The 22,139-nt window shown below is 71.0% G+C and carries 18 protein-coding genes; 8 read left to right on the top strand and 10 right to left on the bottom strand.

All coding sequences use genetic code 11. The features are described 5' to 3' along the window. Positions 1-45: 45 nt before the first annotated feature. Positions 46-699 carry a MazG family protein gene (locus ACPEH0_RS00900; RefSeq protein ID WP_366213269.1) on the bottom strand — a complete coding sequence of 218 codons (654 nt, stop codon included), beginning with the start codon at positions 697-699 and terminating at the stop codon, positions 46-48. Positions 700-784: 85 nt separating this feature from the next. Between ACPEH0_RS00900 and ACPEH0_RS00895 the strand changes: the two genes are divergently transcribed. Together ACPEH0_RS00895 and ACPEH0_RS00890 are read left to right on the top strand one after the other, a co-directional pair. Further along, on the top strand, positions 785-2,221 hold the full coding sequence (locus ACPEH0_RS00895; RefSeq protein WP_359917294.1) for a basic amino acid/polyamine antiporter: 1,437 nt from the start codon (positions 785-787) through the stop codon (positions 2,219-2,221). A gap of 68 nt (positions 2,222-2,289) precedes the next feature. Then, the gene (locus tag ACPEH0_RS00890; RefSeq protein ID WP_366213270.1) at positions 2,290-4,962 is read left to right on the top strand and encodes a phosphoenolpyruvate carboxylase; all 2,673 of its coding nucleotides are present in this window, start codon (positions 2,290-2,292) and stop codon (positions 4,960-4,962) included. Between the two features lie 69 nt (positions 4,963-5,031). On the opposite strand, the gene mfd is transcribed toward ACPEH0_RS00890, so the two are convergent. Further along, positions 5,032-8,622 (bottom strand): transcription-repair coupling factor, encoded by a 3,591-nt coding sequence (gene mfd, locus ACPEH0_RS00885; protein ID WP_366213271.1) that lies wholly within the window; start codon positions 8,620-8,622, stop codon positions 5,032-5,034. A 160-nt stretch (positions 8,623-8,782) separates the two neighbouring features. On the opposite strand from mfd, the gene ACPEH0_RS00880 reads away from it, so the two are divergent. Then, positions 8,783-10,189 carry an HNH endonuclease signature motif containing protein gene (locus ACPEH0_RS00880; RefSeq protein ID WP_366213272.1) on the top strand — a complete coding sequence of 469 codons (1,407 nt, stop codon included), beginning with the start codon at positions 8,783-8,785 and terminating at the stop codon, positions 10,187-10,189. Between the two features lie 54 nt (positions 10,190-10,243). On the opposite strand, the gene ACPEH0_RS00875 is transcribed toward ACPEH0_RS00880, so the two are convergent. Then, positions 10,244-10,483: an SRPBCC family protein gene (locus ACPEH0_RS00875; protein WP_366213414.1), complete on the bottom strand. Its 240-nt coding sequence runs from the start codon at positions 10,481-10,483 to the stop codon at positions 10,244-10,246. On the opposite strand from ACPEH0_RS00875, the gene ACPEH0_RS00870 reads away from it, so the two are divergent. Then, positions 10,400-10,603: a hypothetical protein gene (locus ACPEH0_RS00870; protein WP_366213419.1), complete on the top strand. Its 204-nt coding sequence runs from the start codon at positions 10,400-10,402 to the stop codon at positions 10,601-10,603. The two genes, ACPEH0_RS00875 and ACPEH0_RS00870, sit on opposite strands and share 84 nt — an antisense overlap. On the opposite strand, the gene pth is transcribed toward ACPEH0_RS00870, so the two are convergent. Both pth and ACPEH0_RS00860 read right to left on the bottom strand, forming a co-directional pair. Further along, positions 10,585-11,169: an aminoacyl-tRNA hydrolase gene (pth, locus tag ACPEH0_RS00865; RefSeq protein WP_366213273.1), complete on the bottom strand. Its 585-nt coding sequence runs from the start codon at positions 11,167-11,169 to the stop codon at positions 10,585-10,587. The two genes, ACPEH0_RS00870 and pth, sit on opposite strands and share 19 nt — an antisense overlap. Positions 11,170-11,235: 66 nt before the next feature. Further along, the gene (locus ACPEH0_RS00860; RefSeq protein ID WP_366213275.1) at positions 11,236-11,868 is read right to left on the bottom strand and encodes a 50S ribosomal protein L25/general stress protein Ctc; all 633 of its coding nucleotides are present in this window, start codon (positions 11,866-11,868) and stop codon (positions 11,236-11,238) included. 484 nt (positions 11,869-12,352) lie between these two features. Between ACPEH0_RS00860 and gndA the strand changes: the two genes are divergently transcribed. From gndA to ACPEH0_RS00840, 4 genes are read left to right on the top strand one after another with little or no spacing between them, the layout of a single operon-like run. Further along, positions 12,353-13,942: an NADP-dependent phosphogluconate dehydrogenase gene (gndA, locus tag ACPEH0_RS00855; protein ID WP_366213276.1), complete on the top strand. Its 1,590-nt coding sequence runs from the start codon at positions 12,353-12,355 to the stop codon at positions 13,940-13,942. Next, entirely contained in the window at positions 13,897-14,421 is a 525-nt protein-coding gene (locus ACPEH0_RS00850; protein WP_359917851.1) for a VanZ family protein, read from the top strand. Before gndA ends, ACPEH0_RS00850 begins: the two co-directional genes overlap by 46 nt. 49 nt (positions 14,422-14,470) lie before the next feature. Continuing rightward, positions 14,471-15,196: a response regulator transcription factor gene (locus ACPEH0_RS00845; protein WP_217530405.1), complete on the top strand. Its 726-nt coding sequence runs from the start codon at positions 14,471-14,473 to the stop codon at positions 15,194-15,196. Continuing rightward, positions 15,193-16,662, top strand: coding sequence for a sensor histidine kinase (locus tag ACPEH0_RS00840; protein ID WP_217530407.1), 1,470 nt, complete (start codon positions 15,193-15,195; stop codon positions 16,660-16,662). The genes ACPEH0_RS00845 and ACPEH0_RS00840 overlap by 4 nt, the downstream gene beginning before the upstream one ends. Here the strand turns inward: ACPEH0_RS00840 and ACPEH0_RS00835 are convergent. The 5 genes from ACPEH0_RS00835 to glmU form a co-directional block, all read right to left on the bottom strand. Further along, positions 16,656-18,209, bottom strand: coding sequence for an FAD-dependent oxidoreductase (locus tag ACPEH0_RS00835; RefSeq protein ID WP_366213277.1), 1,554 nt, complete (start codon positions 18,207-18,209; stop codon positions 16,656-16,658). The genes ACPEH0_RS00840 and ACPEH0_RS00835 overlap by 7 nt on opposite strands. Further along, the gene (locus ACPEH0_RS00830) at positions 18,206-19,072 is read right to left on the bottom strand and encodes an FAD:protein FMN transferase (protein WP_366213278.1); all 867 of its coding nucleotides are present in this window, start codon (positions 19,070-19,072) and stop codon (positions 18,206-18,208) included. The genes ACPEH0_RS00835 and ACPEH0_RS00830 overlap by 4 nt, the downstream gene beginning before the upstream one ends. Continuing rightward, positions 19,069-19,524, bottom strand: coding sequence for an FMN-binding protein (locus tag ACPEH0_RS00825; protein WP_217530412.1), 456 nt, complete (start codon positions 19,522-19,524; stop codon positions 19,069-19,071). The genes ACPEH0_RS00830 and ACPEH0_RS00825 overlap by 4 nt, the downstream gene beginning before the upstream one ends. Before the next feature lie 130 nt (positions 19,525-19,654). Next, on the bottom strand, positions 19,655-20,692 hold the full coding sequence (locus ACPEH0_RS00820; protein WP_253034029.1) for a ribose-phosphate diphosphokinase: 1,038 nt from the start codon (positions 20,690-20,692) through the stop codon (positions 19,655-19,657). Continuing rightward, the gene (glmU, locus tag ACPEH0_RS00815) at positions 20,664-22,139 is read right to left on the bottom strand and encodes a bifunctional UDP-N-acetylglucosamine diphosphorylase/glucosamine-1-phosphate N-acetyltransferase GlmU (protein ID WP_366213279.1); all 1,476 of its coding nucleotides are present in this window, start codon (positions 22,137-22,139) and stop codon (positions 20,664-20,666) included. The genes ACPEH0_RS00820 and glmU overlap by 29 nt, the downstream gene beginning before the upstream one ends.

Here is a 22,139-nt window from a genome sequence, read left to right as displayed (position 1 = left end):
TCTCAGACCGCGCTCCCGCGGCCGCGCCTGCAGGCCCGCGGCGACTCAGCGGGACTCGGCCGCGCGGACGTCCTCGGCGAGCGCGCGCAGACGCTGTCGCAGGGCGCGCTCGGCATCCCAGCCGGCTTCCCTCGCCTGCGCGACCAGCGCCAGCAGCGCCTCGCCCAGCTCCGCCTCGTCGGCGCTTGACGGTGGCGGCGGCGGCGGTGTCACCCCGACCTGGGCGGCCTTCCCGAGCATCTTCTGCGCGAGGGCGAGCGAGGGCATGTGCATCGACACCCCGTCGAGGACGCTCGTGCGCGTGCGCTTCTCGGCCGCCTTCGCGGCGTTCCAGTGGATCAGCACCTCGTCGGGTGTCGTCGCGACGGCGGCGCCGAACACGTGCGGGTGGCGACGGATCATCTTCTCGGCGAGCGCCGCGGCGACGTCGTCGATGTCGAACGGATCCGTCTCGTCGCGCGAGGCGATCTCGGCGTGGAAGAGCACCTGCCACAGCAGGTCGCCGAGCTCCTCCTTGAGATCGGCGCGGGTGCCCGCTTCGACCGCGTCGACGAGCTCGGCGGCCTCCTCCTGCAGGTAGGGCACGAGGTCGGCGTGATCGATCCGCTGGGTCCAGACGCACCGGTCCCGCACGGCGCGCATCGTCTCCGCTGCCTCCCGCAGGTGGTCGCGGCGGGGTTCGCGGGGATCGTCCGTCATGACGGACACGATACGAGGGATGCCGCGGGCCGGGGTGATGGCCCGCGGCGATGGCCCGGCGAACCGCCGCGCGTAGGGTGGGACGGTGACCCCCGCTCCCACCGCCTCGGGTCCCACCGCACCCGCGCAGGAGACCCACGTCTCCCTCCTGACACTCAGCACCTTCGTCGTCGGCTCCATGATCGGCGCGGGGGTGTTCTCCCTCCCGGCGACCTTCGCCGAGTCGACCGGAGTCGCGGGCACGCTGATCGCCTGGGCGATCGCCGGCGGCGGCATGTTCATGCTCGCGCTCGTCTTCCAGCGGCTCGCGGTCCGCAGGCCCGACCTCGACGCGGGCATCTTCAGCTACGCGAAGGAGGGGTTCGGCAACTACGTCGGCTACTTCGCTGCATTCGGCTACTGGGCGAGCGCCTGCGTGGGCAACGTCTTCTACTGGGTCTTCATCACCGGCACCATGGGTGCCGTCTTCCCCGCGCTCGGCGAGGGCAACACGCCGCTCGCGGTGGCGATCTCCTCCGCCGGCATCTGGCTCTTCTACGTCCTCATCCGTCGGGGCGTCCGCGAGGCTGCGGCGCTCAACCGGATCGTCACGATCGCGAAGACGGTGCCCATCGTCGTGTTCGTCGTGCTCTGCCTCACGGTCTTCGATCCCGCCGTGTTCGCCGCGAACTGGTCGGGCGACCCGGGCACCGGTCTCGGCGAGCAGATCCGGACGACGATGCTCGTGACGGTGTTCGTCTTCATCGGGATCGAGGGGGCGACCGTCAACTCGCGCCACGCGCGACGCCGATCGGATGTCGGACGCGCCACCGTGCTCGGCTTCCTGAGCGTGCTCGCCGTCTTCGCCTCGGTCACGGTGGTCTCGTACGGTGTCATCCCGCGTGCGGAGATCGCGGGGCTCCGCCAGCCGTCGATGGGCGGCGTGCTCGAGGCCGCCGTGGGCGGCTGGGGCGCCGCGTTCATCGGGGTCGCGCTCGTCGTCGCGGTGCTCGGCGCCTACCTCGCCTGGACCCTCATGGCCGCCGAGGTGCTGCTGTCGGCGGCGCGCGCCGGCGACCTGCCCCGGTTCCTGCAGCGCACCAACGCCAAGGACACCCCCACCGGCGCCCTCACCCTCTCGTCCCTCCTCGCGCAGGCGATGCTCGTGGTCGTCCTGTTCGCGCAGAACGCCTTCGACGCGGCGCTCGAGCTCACGAGCGCGCTGGCTCTCATCCCGTTCTTCCTCTCCGCCGCGTTCGCGCTCAAGCTCGCCGTGCAGGACGGTCGGCGCGGCCGCCTCGGCGACGCCGTCGTCGCGCTGCTCGCGACGCTCTACACGCTGTACCTGCTGTGGGCGGCGGGGGCGACCTATCTGCTGCTGTGCCTGGTCATCATCGTCCCCGGCACGATCCTGTTCGTCATCGGTCGTCGCCAGCAGCGGGCGCGGGTGTTCACACCCCTTGAGGCGGTCTTGTTCGCCCTGGCGACGATCGGCGCCGTGGTCGCCGTCGTGCTCATCGCGCAGGGCGTCATCGCCGTGTGAGGGTAGCGGGCACCGGCATCCACCGTCACGCGGAAATTGTCGCTCGCAATCCTCGCTAACGTGAAACGGTGCACGAACCGACCCCCACCGAAGCCATCGACCTCGTTGGACGTTACGAAGCCGAGCAGGAGATCCCCGAGCGGATGCGCGCCGATGTGCGCACGCTCGGCGCGCTGCTCGGGCGCGTGCTGCGCGAGAGCGGTTCGCCCGGCCTGTTCGAGGACGTCGAGCGACTGCGCGTCGCGACGATCCAGGCGTACACCGACCCGACCCCCGAGGCGTTCGCGCGCGCGGCATCCATCGCGGACGCGTTCACTCTGGAGCGCGCCGAGGAGGTCGCCCGCGCCTTCACCTGCTACTTCCACCTCGTGAACCTCGCCGAGGAGCACCAGCGCGTGCGAGTCCTCCGCGAGCGGAGCGGTCGTGGCGACACCCGGGACGCAGGCGACTCGATCGTCTCGGCGTACCGGCGGCTGTCCGAGGAGATCGGGCGGGAGGGCGCCCTCGAACGACTGCAGGGCCTGCGTTTCCACCCCGTCTTCACGGCGCACCCGACCGAGGCGCGGCGCCGTGCGGTATCGAACAGCATCCGTCGCCTCGCCGATCTGCTGCGCGAACGGGATGCCGCCGAGGCCGACAGCCCCGACCGCCGCCGTGCCGAGCGCCGCATGCTCGAAGAGGTCGACACCCTCTGGCGCACCGCGCCGCTGCGCGCCGAGAAGCCCTCGCCGACCGACGAGGTGCGCGCCGTCATGGCGATCTTCGACGAGACGCTGTACACGTCGATCCCGCACGTCTACCGCCGCATCGACGACGTCCTGCAGGGGGAGGATGCCGGGGCCCGCCCGCCCCTCGTGCGCCCCTTCATGCGCATCGGCTCCTGGGTCGGCGGCGACCGCGACGGCAACCCGTTCGTGACCGCCAAGACGACCCGCAAGGCCGCCGCGATCGCGAGCGAGCACGTCCTGCTCGGACTCGAGCACACCGCGAACCGGGTGGGCCGCACGCTGACCCTCGACGCCGAGTCCACCCCGCCCACGCCGGAGCTGCTCGCACTGTGGCAGCGGCTGAAGGATGCCGACGAGGAGGCGGCGGCCGAGATCGCGAAGCGCTCCCCCAACGAGCCCTACCGCCGCATCATGCTGCTGCTCGCCCGCAAGATCGCCGCGACGCGCACCCGCAACGCGGACCTCGCCTACCGCGATCCCGAACACCTGCTCGCCGACCTGCGGGTCCTGCAGGATTCCCTCGTCGCGGCGCGCGCTCCCCGTCAGGCCTACGGACACCTGCAGCACCTCATCTGGCAGGTCGAGACCTTCGGGTTCCACCTCACCGAGCTCGAGGTGCGCCAGCACTCGGCCGTGCACGCCAAGGTGCTCGCCGAGCTCGAAGCGGGCGGTGCGCGCTCGGAGCTGACCGAGGAGGTGCTCGAGGTCTTCCGCACCATCGCGTTCCTGCAGGACCGGTACGGGCCGCGGGCCGCGGGCCGCTACATCGTCTCGTTCACGCAGTCCGCCGACGACCTCGCCGCCGTCCACACCCTCGCCCGGCACGCCGTGGGTCCCGACGGCACTCCCCCGGTGCTCGACGTCATCCCGCTGTTCGAGACGTTCGCGGACCTGCAGGCCGCCCCCGGGATCCTCGCCGAGATCGTCGACCACCCGGCGTTCGCGTCCCGGCTCGAGGCGACCGGTCGCCGGCTCGAGGTCATGCTCGGCTACTCCGATTCGTCGAAGGACGTCGGCCCCGTCGCCGCCAACCTCGCACTGTACGAGGCGCAGGCGGAGATCTCGGCGTGGGCGGTCGAGCAGCGCATCGAATTGACCCTGTTCCACGGCCGCGGCGGCGCCCTCGGGCGCGGCGGCGGACCGGCGAACTCCGCGATCCTCGCGCAGCCGCCCCACTCCGTCGACGGCCGCTTCAAGCTCACCGAGCAGGGCGAGGTCATCTTCGCCCGCTACGGCGACCCCGCGATCGCGATGCGCCACATCGACCAGGTCGCCGCCGCGACCCTCCTCGCCTCGGCCCCCTCGATCGAGGACCGCAACCGGTCCGCGGCCGAGCGCTACGCCTCGGTCGCGGCGACGATGGACGCGGCCTCGCGCGAGCGGTTCTTCTCCCTCGTGAAGGCGCCCGGCTTCGCGCCGTGGTTCGCCCAGGTGACCCCCATGGAGGAGATCGGGCTGCTCGCGCTCGGCTCGCGTCCGGCGCGCCGCGGCCTGTCGGTGGAGTCCCTCGCCGACCTGCGGGCGATCCCGTGGGTGTTCGCGTGGACGCAGGCCCGCATCAACCTCGCCGGCTGGTTCGGTCTCGGGACGGCGCTGGACGCCGTCGGCGACGAGGCCACGCTGCGGGGCGCGTACGAGGAGTGGCCGCTGTTCCGGACCCTCATCGACAACGTCGCCATGAGCCTCGCCAAGACCGACGACCGCATCGCCCGTCACTATCTCGAGCTCGGCGACCGCGACGACCTCGCCGCCCTCGTCCGCGACGAGATGACCCTCACCCGCGACTGGGTCGTGCGCCTCACCGGCGGCACCGAGCTGCTGTCCAACCGCCCCGTGCTGGGGCGCGCGGTGAAGATGCGGAGCCCGTACGTCGACGCGCTCTCGCTCCTGCAGCTGCGCGCGCTGCGCGGACTCCGCGAGACGCAGGCGGGCGGCCAGGTCGACCCCGACCTGCAGCGGCTGCTGCTGCTGTCGGTCTCGGGGGTCGCCGCCGGACTGCAGAACACCGGGTGAGCCCCGGCATCCCTCGACACGGCGCGTCCCGCCCCTGACGGTCCACCGTCGCGGGCGGGACGCGCCGTCTCAGGCGTCCGCGCTCTCGGCGACCGGGAGCGGGAAGATCTGATCGAGCAGCTGCGCCGTCCACGCGATGAGGTCGGCGTCGGCGAGCGGCTCACCCCCGGCGGTCGGCAACGGGACGACCATCGCCTCGCCGCCCGAGACGACCTTGGCCTTGGGGTGCAGGCGCTGCAGGCGCACGCGGATGGAGTCCGGGATGTGCGCCGGCGCGATGCGGAGGTTCGGTCCCATCGCGACGACGTCCGACAGGCCCGACTGCGCGGCGCGGCGACGCAGCCGCGCGATCGAGATGAGGCCCTCGACCTCGGCGGGCGGGGCGCCGTAGCGGTCGGTGAGCTCCTCGAGCACGAGGTCGATGGCGTCCTTCGCCGCGGTGACGGATGCCGCGGCCGACAGCTTCTGGTACGCCTCGAGGCGCAGCCGCTCGCTGTCGATGTACGACTCGGGAATGCGCGCCTGCACGGGGAGCTCGAGCCGGAGCTCGGTCGGCCCCTCGGTGTCCTCGCCGCGGAAGGTCGCGACCGCCTCGCCGATCATCCGCAGGTACAGGTCGAATCCGACGCCGGCGATGTGCCCCGCCTGCTCGGCGCCGAGCAGGTTTCCCGCGCCGCGGATCTCGAGGTCCTTCAGGGCGACCTGCATGCCCGAGCCGAGGTCGTTGTTGACGGCGATCGTCTCGAGACGGTCCGCCGCGGTCTCGCTCAGCGGCTTGTTCTCGTCGTAGAGGAAGTACGCGTACGCGCGCTCGCGGGCACGACCGACGCGGCCGCGCAGCTGGTGCAGCTGCGAGAGCCCGTACTTGTCGGCGCGGTCGATGATCATCGTGTTCGCGTTCGCGATGTCGAGGCCGGTCTCGATGATCGTCGTCGAGACGAGGACGTCGGCGCGACGCTCCCAGAAGTCGTCGACGACCTGCTCGAGGGCGTGCTCGCCCATTTGACCGTGCGCGACGGCGATGCGCGCCTCGGGAACCAGCTCGGCGAGTTGCGCGGCGACCCGCTGGATCGAGGACACGCGGTTGTGGACGAAGAACACCTGTCCCTCGCGCAGCAGCTCGCGTCGGATGGCGGCGGCGATCTGCTTGTCGCTGCGGGGTCCCACGTAGGTGAGGATCGGATGCCGCTCCTCGGGCGGCGTCGCCAGCGTCGACATCTCGCGGATGCCGGTGACCGCCATCTCGAGCGTGCGCGGGATGGGCGTCGCGCTCATGGCGAGGATGTCGACGTTGGTCTTGAGCTTCTTCAGGGCGTCCTTGTGCTCGACGCCGAACCGCTGCTCCTCGTCGATGATCATGAGGCCGAGGTCCTTGAAGACGACCTTCTCGGTGAGGATGCGGTGGGTGCCGATGACCATGTCGATCGTGCCATCGGCGAGCCCGGCGAGGGTGTCCTTCGCCTCCTTCGCCGTCTGGAAGCGCGAGAGCGGACGGACCTTGACGGGGAAGCCGGCGAAGCGCTCGGTGAACGTCTCGAGGTGCTGCTTGGCGAGGAGGGTCGTCGGCACGAGCATCGCGACCTGCTTGCCCTCCTGGATGGCCTTGAAGGCGGCACGGACGGCGACCTCGGTCTTGCCGAAGCCGACGTCGCCCGAGAGCAGGCGGTCCATCGGGATCGGCTTCTCCATGTCGGCTTTGATCTCGTCGATCGTCTGCAGCTGGTCCGGCGTCTCGGCGAACGGGAAGGCCTCTTCGAGCTCGCGCTGCCACGGGGTGTCGGGACCGAACGCGTACCCCTTCGACGCCATCCGGGCCGAGTACAGCTTCACGAGCTCGACGGCGATGTCGCGGACGGCACGGCGCGCCTTGCCCTTGGCGGCGGCCCAATCCGACCCGCCCATCTTCGAGAGCTGCGGCGCCTCGCCGCCGACGTACCGCGACAGCAGGTCGAGCTGGTCGGTCGGGACGAAGAGCTTGTCGCCCGGGTGTCCGCGCTTGGACGGCGCGTACTCGAGCACGAGGTACTCGCGCTTGCTCTTGACCGCGTTGCGACCGCCCGAGGACACCTCCCGCTGCACGAGCTCGACGAACCGGCCGATGCCGTGGGTCGAGTGGACGACGTGATCGCCGGGCTTCAGCTGCAGCGGGTCGACGACGTTGCGTCGACGAGACGCGAGCTTCTTGACGACGCGCGAGTCGGCGCCGATCGTGCGTCCGTAGAAGTCGCTCTCGGTGAAGACGGCGAGCTTGGCGTCGGCGAAGAGGAATCCTGCTTCGAGGGTCGCGACGGTCGCGACCGCGATCCCCGCATCGGGGACGTCGGTCACCGCGTCGACGGCGCGCGCGGCGAGTCCGCGTTCGGCGAGGACGTCGCGCGAGCGGTCGACGAGGCCGGTTCCGGATGCCGCGACCACGACGCGCCAGCCCGCGCTCAGCAGGTTGCCGATGTGCTCCGTCGCGCCGTCGATGTTGCCCTGGAACGAGGGGACGGCAGAGGCGGGGATCCGAACCGCCGCATCCGCACGCTCGACGAGGCCCTCGGCGGCGGCATCCGACGCCCCCGAATCGAAGGTGCTGAGCGTCCACCACACGCCCTGACGGGAGGCGGAGGCCTCGCGCAACTCGGGGAGGGTGAGGAAGTCGCCCGCGCCGAGGTCGACGGGGCTCTCGGCGCCGGCGGTCGCCGCGCTCCACGCGGCTTCGAGGAACTCGCGGTTCGTCTCGGCGAGCGTCATGGCGCGGGTGACGGCGCGCTCGGGGTCGACGACGGCCACCGCCGCGCCTTCGGGCAGGTAGTCCACGAGCGGAAGGACGGCGTCGGCGACGGCGGGCAGCAGCGACTCCATGCCCTCGACCGGGATGCCCTGGCTCATCTTCTCGAGCATGGTGCCGAGTCCCGGCATCCGATCCCGCAGTGCGGCGGCCCGCTCGCGGACGGCGTTGGTGAGGAGGAGCTCCCGGCTCGGGAGCAGGGTCACCTCGCGCACCTCGCCGGGCAGGGAGCGCTGATCGGCGACGGAGAAGGCGCGGATCTGATCGATCTCGTCGCCGAAGAAGTCCACCCGGTAGGGGTGGTCGGCGACGGGCGGGAACACATCGAGGATGCCGCCGCGGACGGCGAACTCGCCTCGTCGCGAGACCATGTCGACCCGGTGGTAGGCGAGGTCGACGAGTCGGTGGACGATGTCGTCGAGCTCCTGCCCGCGGGATCCGAGCTCGAGCCGGACGACACCGGCATCCGTCAATCCCGCCGCGATCGGCTGCAGCGCGCCACGGACGGACGCAGTGACCACGAGGGGAGTGCGACCGTCCCAGTCGGCCGCATCGCGGAGGACGCTCAGCCGCCGGCCGACGGTCTCGGCGCTGGGGCTGAGACGCTCGTGCGGCAGGGTCTCCCATGCCGGGAGGTGCCGGACGACGGCGTCGGGCAGGAGGCACTGCAGGGCCGCGCCGATGCTCTCGGCGCGCCGCCCCGTGGGCGCGACGAGCAGCAGGACGGGAGGCCGTCCCGACGCGGCGCGTCGCTCGAGGAGTCCGGCGAGCAGCGGAGCGTCGAGGCCCGTCACGGCCGAGAAGTCGACGTCCGATCCGGCGCCGTCGAGGGCCTCCCGGAAGCTGTCAGCCTGTTCGAGGGCGCGCACGATCCCGGGAATTGTCACCGGGGAAGTCTACGCGGCCCGTCGGACACCGGGTCCCTCGGCGCGGCGGGCGCGGTGCGGCGTGGGATCGAACATGGGTTCCCCTTCGGTCAAGCGGGCACGTGCGTTAGTTCGAAGATACTACTTGATTACCGTATGGGCCAGTCCCAGAATAGAACACATGTTCCCCTCTAAAGACGACTTCACCGCCGCGCTGACGGCGATCGTCGATGACGTCACGAGGGTGGCACGCGAGGTGGCGTCCGCGCAGATCGCGGAGCTGCGACTACTGGCCGCGGCGGGCCGGTTGGCGGAGGCGCAGATCGCGCAGCGCAACGCCCGCGTGCAGGTGCACGACATGGCGTTGCGGTCCATCGCGGCCGAGGTCGGCGGAGTCATGCGGGTCACCGACCGGACCGTGCAACGCCGGATCGGCGAAGCACGGACCCTGATCGAAGGGTTCCCCGCGACGGTCGAGGCGTGGGAGCAAGGCCGCATCGTTCGAGGCCACGCGATCGCGATCCTCGAGACCGGGACGAGTCTGCCCGCGGAGATGTGGGCGGAGTTCGAACAGGTCGCGATCACCCGGTGCGAACGGGACACTCCCAACCGGGTGCGAGGCGAGTTGGAGATCCTCGCACACCGGATGCACCCTCGCTCGTTCGCCGAACGACACGAGGAGGCTGCCGCTGGGCGGTGCGTGCGGGTCGTGCCCGGACGAGACGGGATGTCCGACGTGATCGCGACGTTGCCGACGGTGGTTGCGGAGGGCATCCACGACCGGCTGACGCAGCAAGCGCGGGCGATCATCGACACCCGCGACGAACGCGCCGCCGCGCATGGCGGAGCGGGTGCCGCGTTCGGGGAAGCTGCCGCGACACGCGCGGACGTCGGCAATGGCCACAGCAGCGCCGACAGCGAGGACGCTGCCGCCATCGTCGCCACGGACAACCGCTCCACCGATCAGGTCCGCGCCGACGTGTTCGCCGACCTGCTCCTCGCGGGAACACCCGCCCTCGACGACACCCGCGACACCACCGCCGGACCCCTCGGAGCGATCCGCGCCCGCGTGCAGATCCTCGTCCCCGCCGCCACCCTCACGGGCGAGGACGATGGGCCGTGCGACCTGACCGGCCGGTCCCCCATCGACCCCGCGACCGCCCGGACGCTCGCCGGCGCCACCCATATCTGGGAGCGCCTGTTCCACGACCCGACCACCGGGGTCACCGTGTTGACGGACTCGTACCGGGTCCCCTCCGGGATGCGCAGGTTCCTGCAAGCCCGCGATCAGCACTGCCGGTTCCCCGGATGCCGCGTCGCGGCGATCCGTTGCGAAGTCGATCACACCCACGATCACGCGCTCGGCGGGCGAACCGAACTATCGAACCTCGCGCATCTGTGCCAACGGCATCACTCGATGAAGCAGTTCACCGCCTGGAGAGTGCGACAACTCAAGGGTGGCGTCCTGGAATGGACCTCACCCCTCGGCAGGACCTACAGAGAAGACGCACCCACCCCGGCCGTCGCCTTCACCCCTGCCGCACCACCACCACCGCCACCCGGGGCGACAGAACCCGCACCCTTCTGAGACAACCACGATTCCGGGATCGCGACACCCCTCCCACCGAGTCGCCGGTCGCGCTCACAACACGTCAGCGTCGACCGCGCGGGCCTCACTCGCACTCTTCAACCGCGCCAGGTGATACCGCCACCCTGCCTCGTGTTTTGACGGCAGCGAGTCCGGAGTCCCCACACCCGAGAATCCCGACTCGGTCAGTCTCACCGACGTCGAATCGCCGTGGCCGACGAGCTCGATCTCGACATCGAGCGGGCCATCCCACCCGTCTTCCGACCAGCGGAAGCCGAGAACGTGCGGTTCCACACAGTGGGCGACGCTTCCCGACGCGACGCCCTGACGCCCGTCTTCGACCCACGTCTCCACGAGCGGCGAACCGACAACCACGTGATCACACCATCGACCACTCAGGCGCGCGGCGCGTGATGGCGCTGCTGCGCGGCGAGCAGCCCCTCCTCGACGAGCTGCTCCACGGCATCCGCCGCATCCGCGATCGCGATCGGGAGGTTCGGGCGTTCCGCGGCCCCGAACGGATCGAGCACCCAATCGGCGGGGTCCTGACGCCCCGGCGGACGCCCGATGCCGACCCGCACCCGCGGGAACTCCGGCGTGCCGAGCGCCTTGGCGACGTCACGCACGCCGTTGTGTCCGCCGTGACCGCCGCCGACCTTCAGCTTGAGGGAGTCGAAGGGGATGTCGAGTTCGTCGTGCACGATCACGACCCGCTCCGCCGGCACGCCGTAGAAAGCCGCGAGCGCCGACACCGGACCACCCGACACGTTCATGAAAGAGTTGGGCTTCGCGAGCACCAGCTTCGGCCCCCCAGGACGCAGCCACGTCTCGGTGACCCGCGCGTTCGCCTTGTGGGAGCGCAGCGTCTCGGAACGCCGCCGCGCGAGCTCGTCGATCACCATCTGCCCGACGTTGTGACGCGTCGCCTCGTAGCGCGGTCCCGGATTCCCGAGCCCCACGATCAACCAGGTGTCGGCCATGACCGTCCCTTCCGACGACGAAGCCCGTCGCAGCAACAGCGGCGACGGGCTTCGAACGTGTTCGTCTTACTCGGCGGATTCCTCGGCGGCAGGCGCCTCGTCGCCCGCGGCCTCGGCGCCCTCCTCGGACTCCGCCGCCCCGTCCTCGACGGGAGCCGGCGGCAGCGCGACACCGACGACGAGCGTGTCGGCCTCGGTCACCAGCGTGGCACCGCGGGGCAGCGTCAGCTCACCGGCGGTGATGTGGGTGCCGTCCTCGAGGCCCTCGACCGAGACCTCGATGTTCTGCGGGATGTGGGTGGCCTCGACCTCGAGCGCAACGGTCGTGTTCTCGAGCGTCGCGATCGTGCCGGGGAACGGCTCGCCGACGACGGAGACGGGGACGTCGACCTGGATCTTCTCGCCCTTCTTCACGACGAGGAGGTCGATGTGCTCGATGATCTGGTGCACGGGGTCCTTCTGGACGTCCTTGACCAGCGTGAGCTGCTGCTTGCCGGCGATCTCGAGCTCGAGCAGCGCGTTGGCGCGACGGATGAGCAGCGAGACCTGGTGGCCCGGAAGCGCGACGTGCACGGGGTCCGTGCCGTGGCCGTAGATGACAGCGGGGATCTTGCCGGCCGCGCGCAGACGGCGGGCGAAGCCCTTACCGAACTGCTCGCGCAGCTCGGCGACGACCTTGGTGTCGGTCTCAGTCGACATGAGTGTTCTCCTTGCGGGCCATCACGGCCCAGTCAATCGGGGCCGGTACGGCCTCGTCTGTACCCGGGCCGATGCGGCCCAGACGTGGTCTGTGGTTCGACTCGAACGCATGCGCGTGAGGAAAGCCGCGAAGCCTGCTTCACCGCGTCGATCACGGATGCGCCGCATCCCTCGCCGAAGTTCGAGACGAGTCTATCAGCGCGCCGGATACGATGGAATCTCAGCCCCTCACCCCCGAGACACGCAGGACCCATGGACTACGGATGGATGTCGCACGCACTGCTCTGGTTCGTCGGAGCTCTGAGCGCGGCCACCGCCGTCTGCGTCGTCGGCGCCTTCTTCTCGATGGGTCGCAGCTACAAGGACTGACCGCGTCACACGCGATCGCCCCTCTCGGTCCAGCGGATACAGTGACCGGAGGGGACCGCCGGTCACCGGCACCCATCCCATTCCGCTCACACCTCACGTAGACCTGGAGCCCCGTATGTCGTCGACCCCCTCCCCCACCGGCCCCTCGACGGATCAGGATCAGGCTCCGCACGAGGCGACGCAGCAGCACGAGGGGGCTCCGCAGCCCGAAGAGGTCGACCGTCCCACCCACCCCGAGTCGGCGTCGACCGGCTCTGCGCAGGGTCCGGCGAACATCGGTGTCGTCGGTCTCGCGGTGATGGGCTCGAACCTGGCCCGCAACCTCGCGTCGCGTGAGGGCAACACGGTCGCGGTGTTCAACCGGTCGCGGTCGAAGACCGACGAGCTGCTCGAGGCGCACCCCGAGGCCGAGTTCGTGCCCGCGTTCACCTACGAGGAGTTCGCCGCGTCGCTGCAGAAGCCGCGCACCGCGATCATCATGGTCAAGGCCGGCAAGCCGACGGATGCCGTCATCGACGAGCTCATGCGCGTGTTCGAGCCCGGTGACATCATCATCGACGGCGGCAACAGCCTGTTCACCGACACGATCCGCCGCGAGAAGGCCGTCTCCGAGGCGGGCTACAACTTCGTCGGCATGGGTGTCTCCGGCGGCGAGGAGGGCGCCCTCAACGGTCCGTCCCTCATGCCCGGCGGCCCCGACGAGGCGTGGGTCACCCTCGGCCCCATCCTGAAGTCCATCGCCGCGGTCGCCGAGGGCGAGCCGTGCGTCACCCACATCGGCCACGACGGCGCCGGACACTTCGTCAAGATGGTGCACAACGGCATCGAGTACGCCGACATGCAGCTCATCGCCGAGGCGTACGACCTCATCCGCCGCGGCACCGGCAAGACACCCGCCGAGATCGCCGACATCTTCGCCGAGTGGAACACCGGCGAGCTCGAGTCCTACCTGATCGAGATCACCGCCGAGGTGCTCCGCCAGACGGATGCCGCCACCGGCAAGCCCCTCGTCGACGTCATCGTCGACCAGGCCGGCGCCAAGGGCACCGGAGCCTGGACCGTGCAGACCGCCCTCGACCTCGGCGTCCCCGTCTCCGGCATCGCCGAAGCCACCTTCGCCCGCTCGCTCTCCAGCCACCGCGAGCAGCGCGACGCGGCCGGCGGCCTCCCCGGCCCCTCCCCCGAGGACTTCACCGTCACCGACGCCGACGCGTTCATCGAGCAGGTCCGCCTGGCGCTCTACGCGTCGAAGATCGTCGCGTACAGCCAGGGCTTCGACGAGATCCGCGCCGGCGCCGCACAGTACGGCTGGAACATCGACCTCGGCGCCGTCAGCAAGATCTGGCGCGGCGGCTGCATCATCCGCGCCCAGTTCCTCAACCGCATCGCCGACGCCTACGACGCCGAAGCGGACCTCCCCGTCCTCCTCACCGCCCCGTACTTCGTCGAAGCCCTCGGCCGCACGCAGGACGCCTGGCGCGAGGTCGTCCGCATCTCGGCATCCGCCGGCATCCCCGCCCCCGCCTTCAGCTCCTCCCTCGCCTACTACGACGGCCTGCGCGCCGACCGCCTGCCCGCCGCACTCATCCAGGGACAGCGCGACTTCTTCGGCGCCCACACCTACAAGCGCATCGACAAGGACGGCACCTTCCACACCCTCTGGTCCGGCGACCGCAGCGAAGTCGAAGCCGAGGACACCCACTGAGCCGCAGCGACACCGCGCTGCGTGTCCACCGGGCCGCCGCGCGCATCGTCCTCGCCGTCCTGACCGCCCTCTACGCATGGCTGGTCGGCTGGATGACGCTGCGTGCGGCGCCGTACGGTTCCGACATCGCGTCGGGACTGAACCGGCTGCTGGAGTGGTTCGCCGAGCGTCCCTCGACGGCCTGGATCACGTTCGACCGCGTCGAGTTCGGCGCGAACGTCGCGATGTTCGTCCCCCTCGGGGTGATCGCGGTGCTGTGGTTCGGCGTGCGCGGCTGGTGGCTGGCGCCCATCCTGGGGGCGCTCGCCAGTGCGGCGATCGAGACCCTGCAGGCGCTCCTGCTCGACTCCCGCGTCGCCGACGTCCGTGACGTGATCGCCAACACGCTGGGCGCCGTCATCGGGATGTGCCTCATGCTGCTGCTCGCCTTCCTGCTGTCGCCGCCGCATCCGCGGCGGCAGCAGGAATACCGAGCATGACCGAAGCCGGGGCATAGCGCGGTCATAGGAAGGTCATGAGAATGGAGTCATGACCATGCCTGCCCCTGTACTCCAGCGCCCCGACGGCTCCCCCCTGCGCGTCCTCGTCGTCGACGACGAGCAGATGCTGACCGACCTGCTCTCGATGGCCCTGCGGATGGAGGGCTGGGAGGTGCGCACCGCCGGTTCCGGCTTCGACGCCCTGACCGCCGCGCGGGAGTTCGCCCCCGACGCGATGGTGCTCGACATCATGATGCCCGACCTCGACGGGATGTCGGTTCTGCAGCGTCTGCGCCAGGGCGGCGACGACGTGCCGGTGCTCTTCCTCACCGCGAAGGACTCCGTCAGCGACCGTGTCGCCGGGCTCACCGCCGGTGGTGACGACTATGTCACGAAGCCGTTCAGCCTCGAGGAGGTCGTCGCGCGGCTGCGGGGGCTGATGCGCCGTGCTGGGGCATCCGCCGGCGCCGCCGACCCGATCCTGCGCGTCGGCGACCTCACCCTCAACGAGGACTCGCACGAGGTCTTCCGCGGCGACGACGAGATCGAGCTCACCGCGACCGAGTTCGAGCTGCTGCGCTACCTCATGCGCAACCAGCGCCGCGTGCTCTCGAAGGCGCAGATCCTCGACCGCGTCTGGAACTACGACTTCGGCGGCCGCTCGAGCGTCGTCGAGCTCTACATCTCCTACCTGCGCAAGAAGATCGACGCCGGCAAGGATCCGCTCATCCACACGGTCCGCGGCGTCGGCTACATGATCAAAGCGAGCCAGTGAGCACGACGTCCCGTCGTCGCCGTCGGCACCGCTGGAGCCTGCAGGCGCGGCTGATCACGGCGGTCGTGTCGTTCGTCTCGGTCATCCTCATCACCGTCGGACTCGGCACCGGTACGGTGCTCGAGTCGATCCTGCGTGAGAACCTCGACGCGAAGGTCACCGGGGTGCAGGACTCGATCGCACTCGACTACACCCACCGCGCCGACCAGATCCTCGAAGCGAGCCCCCGCCCGGAGCGGGGCACCCTGCTCGTCGTGAACAACCTCGCAGGCCCCACCGCCGCGTACGTCGATGCGGAGGGCGGCGTCCGGACCCTCGACACCCGCGACATCCAGATCAGCGCCCCGGACGGCAACGACTGGGCCGACGCCACGGTCGCGGGTCTCGGGGACTACCGGCTGCGGATCGGCCCGTACTCCAGCATCTTCGGGCTGCCGACCTCGGAGGTCACGAGCGTCAGCGCCCGCATCGTCACCACCGTCGCCCTCCTCACCACCGGCGGCCTGCTCGTGCTCGCCGCGGTCATCGCGCTCCTGATCCGCAGCGCCCTCGCACCCCTGCGCTCCGTCGCATCGACCGCCTCTCGGGTCGCGGCGCAGCCCCTGGCGGAGGGTGCCGTCACGATCACCGAGCGCGTTCCCGACGAGGACACCGATACCCACACCGAAGTCGGTCAGGTGGGGCACGCCCTGAACACCCTGCTCGACCACGTGGAGACCTCCCTCGCCGCGCGCCAGCGCAACGAGGAGCGCATGCGCGCGTTCGTCGCGGATGCGAGCCACGAACTGCGCACTCCCCTCGCCTCGATCCGGGGGTATTCCGAGCTCTCGCTGCGCGGCATCCGTCACGCCGAAGCGAGCGGGAACACGGCCGCCGGTGTCGTCGCCGACACCACCCGCGAGTCGCTGGAACGCATCCAGGCGCAGTCGCTGCGCATGACGGCGCTCGTCGAGGATCTGCTGCTGCTCGCTCGCCTCGACGAGGGCACCGAGCTCGTCTACAGCGCCGTCGACCTCACCCGCCTCGCTGTGGAAGCCGTCTCGGACGCGCGGGTGGCCGGTACCGACCACGAGTGGGTGCTGGAGGTGCCCGACGAGCCCGTCATCGTCGCTGGCGACGCCGGACGGCTGCACCAGGTGGCGGCGAACCTGCTCGCGAACGCGCGGGTCCACACCCCCGCCGGCACCCGCGTGACGACGACCGTGGCGTCGGAGGACGGCGACGCGGTCCTGCGCATCCACGACGACGGGCCCGGCATCGACCCCACCGTCGTCGGCGACCTGTTCGAGCGGTTCTCGCGCGCCGACTCGTCCCGCGCGCGCCAGACCGGCGGAACGGGGCTCGGGCTCTCGATCGTCAAGGCGATCGTCGAGGGCCACGGCGGCCGTATCGCCGTGGCCTCCGATCCCGGCTCGACGACCTTCGAGGTGCGGATGCCCGCCCGCCCCGACTCCCCCGCTCAGTAACCGCTGAACGCGTCCGTCGTGATCGACTTGGCCCGCTCGAGGGCCGGGGTGAGGGTCGCGATCAGCGCCGGCGGGCCCGACACGTAGGCGTGACGGCGGTCGATGTCGGGAACCAGGCGCAACAGCCCGTCGGCGTCGAGACGCGAACCGCCCGCCCACGTCCAGCCCGCCGGGAGGTCCGCGGGTTCGTCGCGCGTGACGACGATGACCGGGATGCCGGCGGCCTCGAGGTCGTCCCGGAACGCGAGTTCGTCGCTGGCCGAGGCGACGTAGACGAACACGACGTCGCGTCGCTCCTGCGTGAGGCGCAGGTGACGCAGCTGGGACACGAACGGCGTCACGCCGATGCCCGCCGCCACCATCAGCACGGGCGCGTCGGCGCGGCGCGGCAGGACGAAGTCGCCCCAGATCCCCGTGATCGCGAGCTCGTCGCCGGGTTCGACCGTGGCGAGCGCCTTCTTGTAGCTGGACTGCGATCCTTCGCGCATCGCGATCTTCACGAGCGGCAGCTCGGCCGGGGACGAGAGGATGCTGAACTCGCGCCGGGTCCCTCGGGAGTCGGGGTGCGCGTGGGGAACCTCGAGCTCGAGGTACTGCCCCGGGGCGAAGCGGACCGGGCGCTCGGCGCGGAAGCTGTACTCGCGCACGCTCGGTGTGAGCGGGGTGCGTTCGACGATCGTCAGCCGCACGGCCGTACGCATCGCGAAGACGAAGGCGACGAGGTTCCCGACGAGGAGAGCGCGCTCCTGGCCTAGGGTGATCTCGCCGAGGGAGATCGGCCACCCGGCGAGCACACCGACGACGGCCGCCACGACGAACTGCTGCCAGCGGCGCGGCGGCAGGGTGAGCGGCTCCGAGAGCATGAACGCGCCGAGGAACAGGAACGGCGATGACAGGACGATCGCCGAGAACGTCATCCCCGGGTCGAGGGCGAACCCCGCCGACTGGGCCTGCACGATCGTGCGCACCAGCGCGACCGCGATCGCGACGACGAGGAACAGGCCGACGACCCGCACCTTCTCGGTGCGCACGAGCACGACCAGCCCGAGGAGCAGTACCGGCAGGGCGAGCAGCGGGTTGCCGACCCACCACGCCGCCGACCCGAGGTCGGGGGCCCAGATGCTGATGATCGTGAGAGCCGTCGCGCCGACGGCGGCCGGGTTGAAGATGTGCCGGCCCTGCCAGGCGAGCACGTACTTGGATGCCGAGGCGAGAGCGCCCGCGACCGCGACGCCGACGAGCGGCAGCGGCTCGAGGGTGGGGCGCAGGACGAACACGAGGATCAGCGCCGTGATGAGGGCGGATTCGATCCGCCACGGGCGGCGGACGATGCGCTGGGCGACGGCGTCGACGAGGGCGATCGAGACGGCCAGCACGGCGAGCGTGACGACGAACTCCAGCGGGGCCACCGACACCCCGCCCGCGAGCGACACCGCCAGGGTGATCACGGCCAGCGCCGAGAGCGCGAAGAGCACGAGGCGATACATGGACAGCCTGCCGAGGACGCCGAACACGCGACTCCAGGCGGCACTGAGGGATGAGATCACGAGAACAACTCCGCTTCGCATCGGGGGGACCATTCGACGGAGCCGTCGGTGCGCATGCGCACCCAGGCGACTCCCCATTCTGCGGCCAGCCGGGGGCCGCCGTCGAAGAACAACGCCGTCGCGACCGCATCCGCCGTCATGGCATCGGACGCCACCGCCCAGGTCGCGGCGTAGGCGCGCACCGGCTCACCGGTGCGCGCGTCGAGGACGTGATGCAGCCCGTCGCCCCACGCGCGGCGGTTGACCGCCGAGGCGCAGAGGGCGGCATCCGTCACCTGCCACACCCCGATCGCGCGGGACGTGTCGTAGGGGTGCTCCAGCGCGATCCGCTGGGCCGTGCCGCGGACCGCGATGTCGCCGCCCGCATCGACGACGGCGGCGCCTTCGGGGATGCTGGCGATGACGAGGTCGACGAGGCGTCCCTTCCCGAGGGCGCCCACGTCGAGGACGGCGGGCTCCGTCAGGCGCAAGGCGGCGTCCGACCAGTCCACGATCGCCCGCCAGTCCTGCGGCGCGGCGACGGCGCCCCGGTCGACCAGGGAGTACGCGGCGTCGTACCCGCGGCGCGCGAGGCTCTCCCCGACGAGCGGGTTCACGGCGCCGGAGGTGGCGGAATCGAGCGCGTCGTAGGCGTCGAGCATCGGCCCGGCGTCGGCGGGCGCCGGGACCTCGCCGCCGCTCTCCCCCAGCCGCCGCACGAGCGAGTCCTCGCGGAAGCGGGACCACTCGCCGTCGAACACGGCGATGGCGTCCGTGATCTCCTCACGGACGCCATCATCCAGGGGGTCGGCGGTGTCGATCCGCCAGACGGTGCCGATCGCCTCGAACGTCCAGGAGTGGACGAGCGGGCCGGCGGAGGTCATGATGCGGCTTCGGTCCGGATCTCGGCCACCGCCGCGTTGAAGCCGCCGCTGGTGAGGGACGAGCCGCCCACCCGGTCGACGGACAGGTCGTCGAGGTTCTTCCCGACGACCTCGTCCTTGATGCCGCCGATGAACTCGCTCTGGTACTGCTCGGTCTCGCGGGCCTGCGGGTCGCCGGTCACCTCGACGGCCGTGACCGTGTTCGACTCGAGCGTCAGCGTCACGCTGATCTTCTCGACGGTCTCGGGCGTCTGGTAGGTGCCCTCGGCCGTGTAGGTGCCGTCGGTGTACGTCCCGGAGGACGAGCCCGCGTCGGCCGAGGCCGGCGGCTGCGAGGACGTCCCCTCAGCGGTCGTCTGGCCGGCGCACCCGGCCAGCAGGGCGAGCCCTGCGACGGATGCGGCGGCGGCGCCGACGCGGATCGGTCGGGGTACGGCGGTGGTGCGGATCATGAGAGGTCCTCCTTCTGTCGTGCCCGCCCGGTCGAGGGCGCGGGGGCGATGAACTCAGGAAAGCGGGCCCCGACAGGGGCGATCCTTGCAGGAGTCTATGGATCTCCTGCGAACCGGGGGGAGTCGTCCCTCAGGCCGCGCCGTCGAACATGCTCGTGACCGAACCGTCCTCGAAGACTTCACGGATGGCGCGGGCCAGCAGCGGCGCGATCGGGAGGATCGTGAGGGCCGGGAAGCGCTTCTCGGGGGGCAGCGGTACGGTGTCGGTGACGACGACCTCGTCGATCGAGGGGTCCTGCAGCCGCTCGGCGGCGGGGTCGCTGAAGATCGCGTGCGTCGCCGCCACGATGACACGCTCCGCCCCGTTGGCCTTGAGCGCCTGGGCCGCCTTGACGATCGTGCCTCCGGTGTCGATCATGTCGTCGACGAGCAGGCAGACCCGGCCCTCGACCTGACCGACGATCTCGTTGACCGTGACCTGGTTGGCGACGTTCGGGTCGCGGCGCTTGTGGATGATGGCGAGCGGTGCGCCCAGGCTGTCGGACCAGGTGTCGGCGACGCGCACGCGGCCGGTGTCGGGCGAGACGACCGTGAGCTTGGCGCGGTCCTCGGCCGACAGCGTGTTCTGGAAGTACTCCAGCAGCACGGGCTTGGCGAACAGGTGGTCGACGGGACCGTCGAAGAAGCCCTGGATCTGCGCGGCGTGCAGGTCGACGCTCATGACGCGGTCGGCGCCGGCCGTCTTGAACAGGTCGGCGACAAGGCGGGCGCTGATCGGCTCACGCCCGCGACCCTTCTTGTCCTGCCGGGAGTAGGGGAAGTACGGCGCGACGACGGTGATCCGCTTCGCGGAGGCGCGCTTGGCGGCATCCAGCATGATGAGCGTCTCCATCAGCCACTCGTTGACCGGCGGCCCGAAGCTCTGGATCAGGAAGAAGTCGCAGCCGCGGATCGACACCTCGAAGCGGGTGAGGATCTCCCCCGAGGCGAACGTGCGGTGCTCGGTCGGCACGAGCTGGGTGCCGAGCGCTGTGGCGACCTCAGCGGAGAGCTCCTCGTGGGAGCGACCCGAGGCGACGACGAGCCGCTTCTTGGTCTTGGCCACCAGGCCCGGGGCGATCCCGCGCTCGGTGTCGAGGTCAACCGTCTGCTGCTTCTTGCGACCCATCGCCAGCTTCCTGTGCGGACCGGGCGCGAGCGGCGGCTTCTGCCGCTCCCGTTCCCGGTCGATTGTTCTCGACCCACCCGGCGACGTTCCGCTGGGGGGCGATGCTGAGCGCGAGGGCGCCGGCCGGAACATCCTTGCGGATCACGGCTCCCGCACCCGTCTTCGCGCCTTCACCGATCCTAACGGGCGCGACGAACACGTTGTGCGAGCCGGCGTGCACCTCGTCGGCGATCTCGGTGCGGTGCTTCGTGAGGTCGTCGTAGTTGGCGGTGATGGCGCCCGCGCCGAGGTTGACGTTGCGGCCGATCGTCGTGTCGCCGACGTACGAGAGGTGCGGGACCTTGCTGCCCTCGCCGATCGTGGAGTTCTTCGTCTCGACGAACGTGCCGATCTTGCCGCGCTCCCCCAGCTCGGTGCCGGGCCGGACGTAGGCGAAGGGTCCCACGGTCGCGTCTGCGCCGATGACGGCGAGGGTCGCGTCGGTGCGGGTGACGGTCGCGCCGCGCCCGACCTCGCAGTCGACGAGGCTCGTGTCGGGGCCGACGGTCGCACCCTCGGCGATGCTCGTCGCGCGCAGGATGTGGGTGTTGGGGAGGACCGTGACGTCGGGCGCGAGGGTCGCCGTGACGTCGATCCACGTCGTGGCGGGATCGAGGACCGTGACCCCGGCGAGCTGCCAGCGACGGACGGTCCGCGCGTTCAGCAGTCGGCCCACCTCGGACAGCTGCACGCGGTCGTTGACGCCGTACGTGACGGTCGGGTCCTTCGCGACGGATGCCGCGACCCGCCGCCCCGCGCGGCGCAGCAGCGCGACGGTGTCGGTGAGGTACTTCTCGTTCTGCGCGTTCACCGTCCCCACCTGCGGCAGGTGCTCGCGGAGCGCGGCGGCGGCGAAGACGTACATCCCCGCGTTGACCTCGCTGACGGCCGCTTCGTCGGGCGAGGCATCCTTCTGCTCGACGATGCGCGCCACGCTGCCGTCGCTCTCGCGGATGATGCGGCCGTACCCGGTGGGGTCGTCGACGACGGCGGTCATGAGGGTCGCGTCGGCCTGCGCGGTGCGGTGCTCGGACACGAACGCGCCGAGGGTGTCGGCGTCGGCGAGGGGGCAGTCGCCGCTCAGCACGAGGACGTCGCCCTCGAAGCCGGCGAGCGCGTCCAGGGCGATCTCGACGGCGCGGCCGGTGCCGGGGATCTCGTCCTGGTCGACCACGACGACCTCGGGAGCGACACCGAGGACGGCCGCCGCGACCTGGTCGCGCTCGTGACGGACGATCACGACGACGTGCGCCGGGGCGAGGTCACGCGCGGTGTCGAGCACGTGTCCGACGAGCGGACGGCCGCTGATGCGGTGCAGCACCTTCGGGAGTGAGGACTTCATCCGTGTCCCCTGCCCGGCGGCGAGGATGACGACGGCGAGGCGGGGGTCGAGCGCGTTCTCGGTCAT

The organism is Microbacterium sp. NPDC079356 (assembly GCF_049545465.1).
Taxonomy (GTDB): Bacteria; Actinomycetota; Actinomycetes; order Actinomycetales; family Microbacteriaceae; genus Microbacterium; species Microbacterium gawkjiense.
The sequence above is the reverse complement of the archived record's forward strand: the minus strand, read 5'-3'. Positions and strand labels throughout refer to the sequence as shown.

What these genes read in the sequence shown, in the direction of transcription:
- ACPEH0_RS00860 (WP_366213275.1), bottom strand. Translation starts at nt 11,868, where the DNA reads ATGTCGACTGAGACCGACACCAAGGTCGTCGCCGAGCTGCGCGAGCAG.
- glmU (WP_366213279.1), bottom strand. Translation starts at nt 22,139, where the DNA reads ATGACCGAGAACGCGCTCGACCCCCGCCTCGCCGTCGTCATCCTCGCC.
- ACPEH0_RS00880 (WP_366213272.1), top strand. Translation starts at nt 8,783, where the DNA reads ATGTTCCCCTCTAAAGACGACTTCACCGCCGCGCTGACGGCGATCGTC.
- gndA (WP_366213276.1), top strand. Translation starts at nt 12,353, where the DNA reads ATGTCGTCGACCCCCTCCCCCACCGGCCCCTCGACGGATCAGGATCAG.
- ACPEH0_RS00825 (WP_217530412.1), bottom strand. Translation starts at nt 19,524, where the DNA reads ATGATCCGCACCACCGCCGTACCCCGACCGATCCGCGTCGGCGCCGCC.
- ACPEH0_RS00830 (WP_366213278.1), bottom strand. Translation starts at nt 19,072, where the DNA reads ATGACCTCCGCCGGCCCGCTCGTCCACTCCTGGACGTTCGAGGCGATC.
- ACPEH0_RS00820 (WP_253034029.1), bottom strand. Translation starts at nt 20,692, where the DNA reads ATGGGTCGCAAGAAGCAGCAGACGGTTGACCTCGACACCGAGCGCGGG.
- pth (WP_366213273.1), bottom strand. Translation starts at nt 11,169, where the DNA reads ATGGCCGACACCTGGTTGATCGTGGGGCTCGGGAATCCGGGACCGCGC.
- ACPEH0_RS00900 (WP_366213269.1), bottom strand. Translation starts at nt 699, where the DNA reads ATGACGGACGATCCCCGCGAACCCCGCCGCGACCACCTGCGGGAGGCA.
- ACPEH0_RS00845 (WP_217530405.1), top strand. Translation starts at nt 14,471, where the DNA reads ATGACCATGCCTGCCCCTGTACTCCAGCGCCCCGACGGCTCCCCCCTG.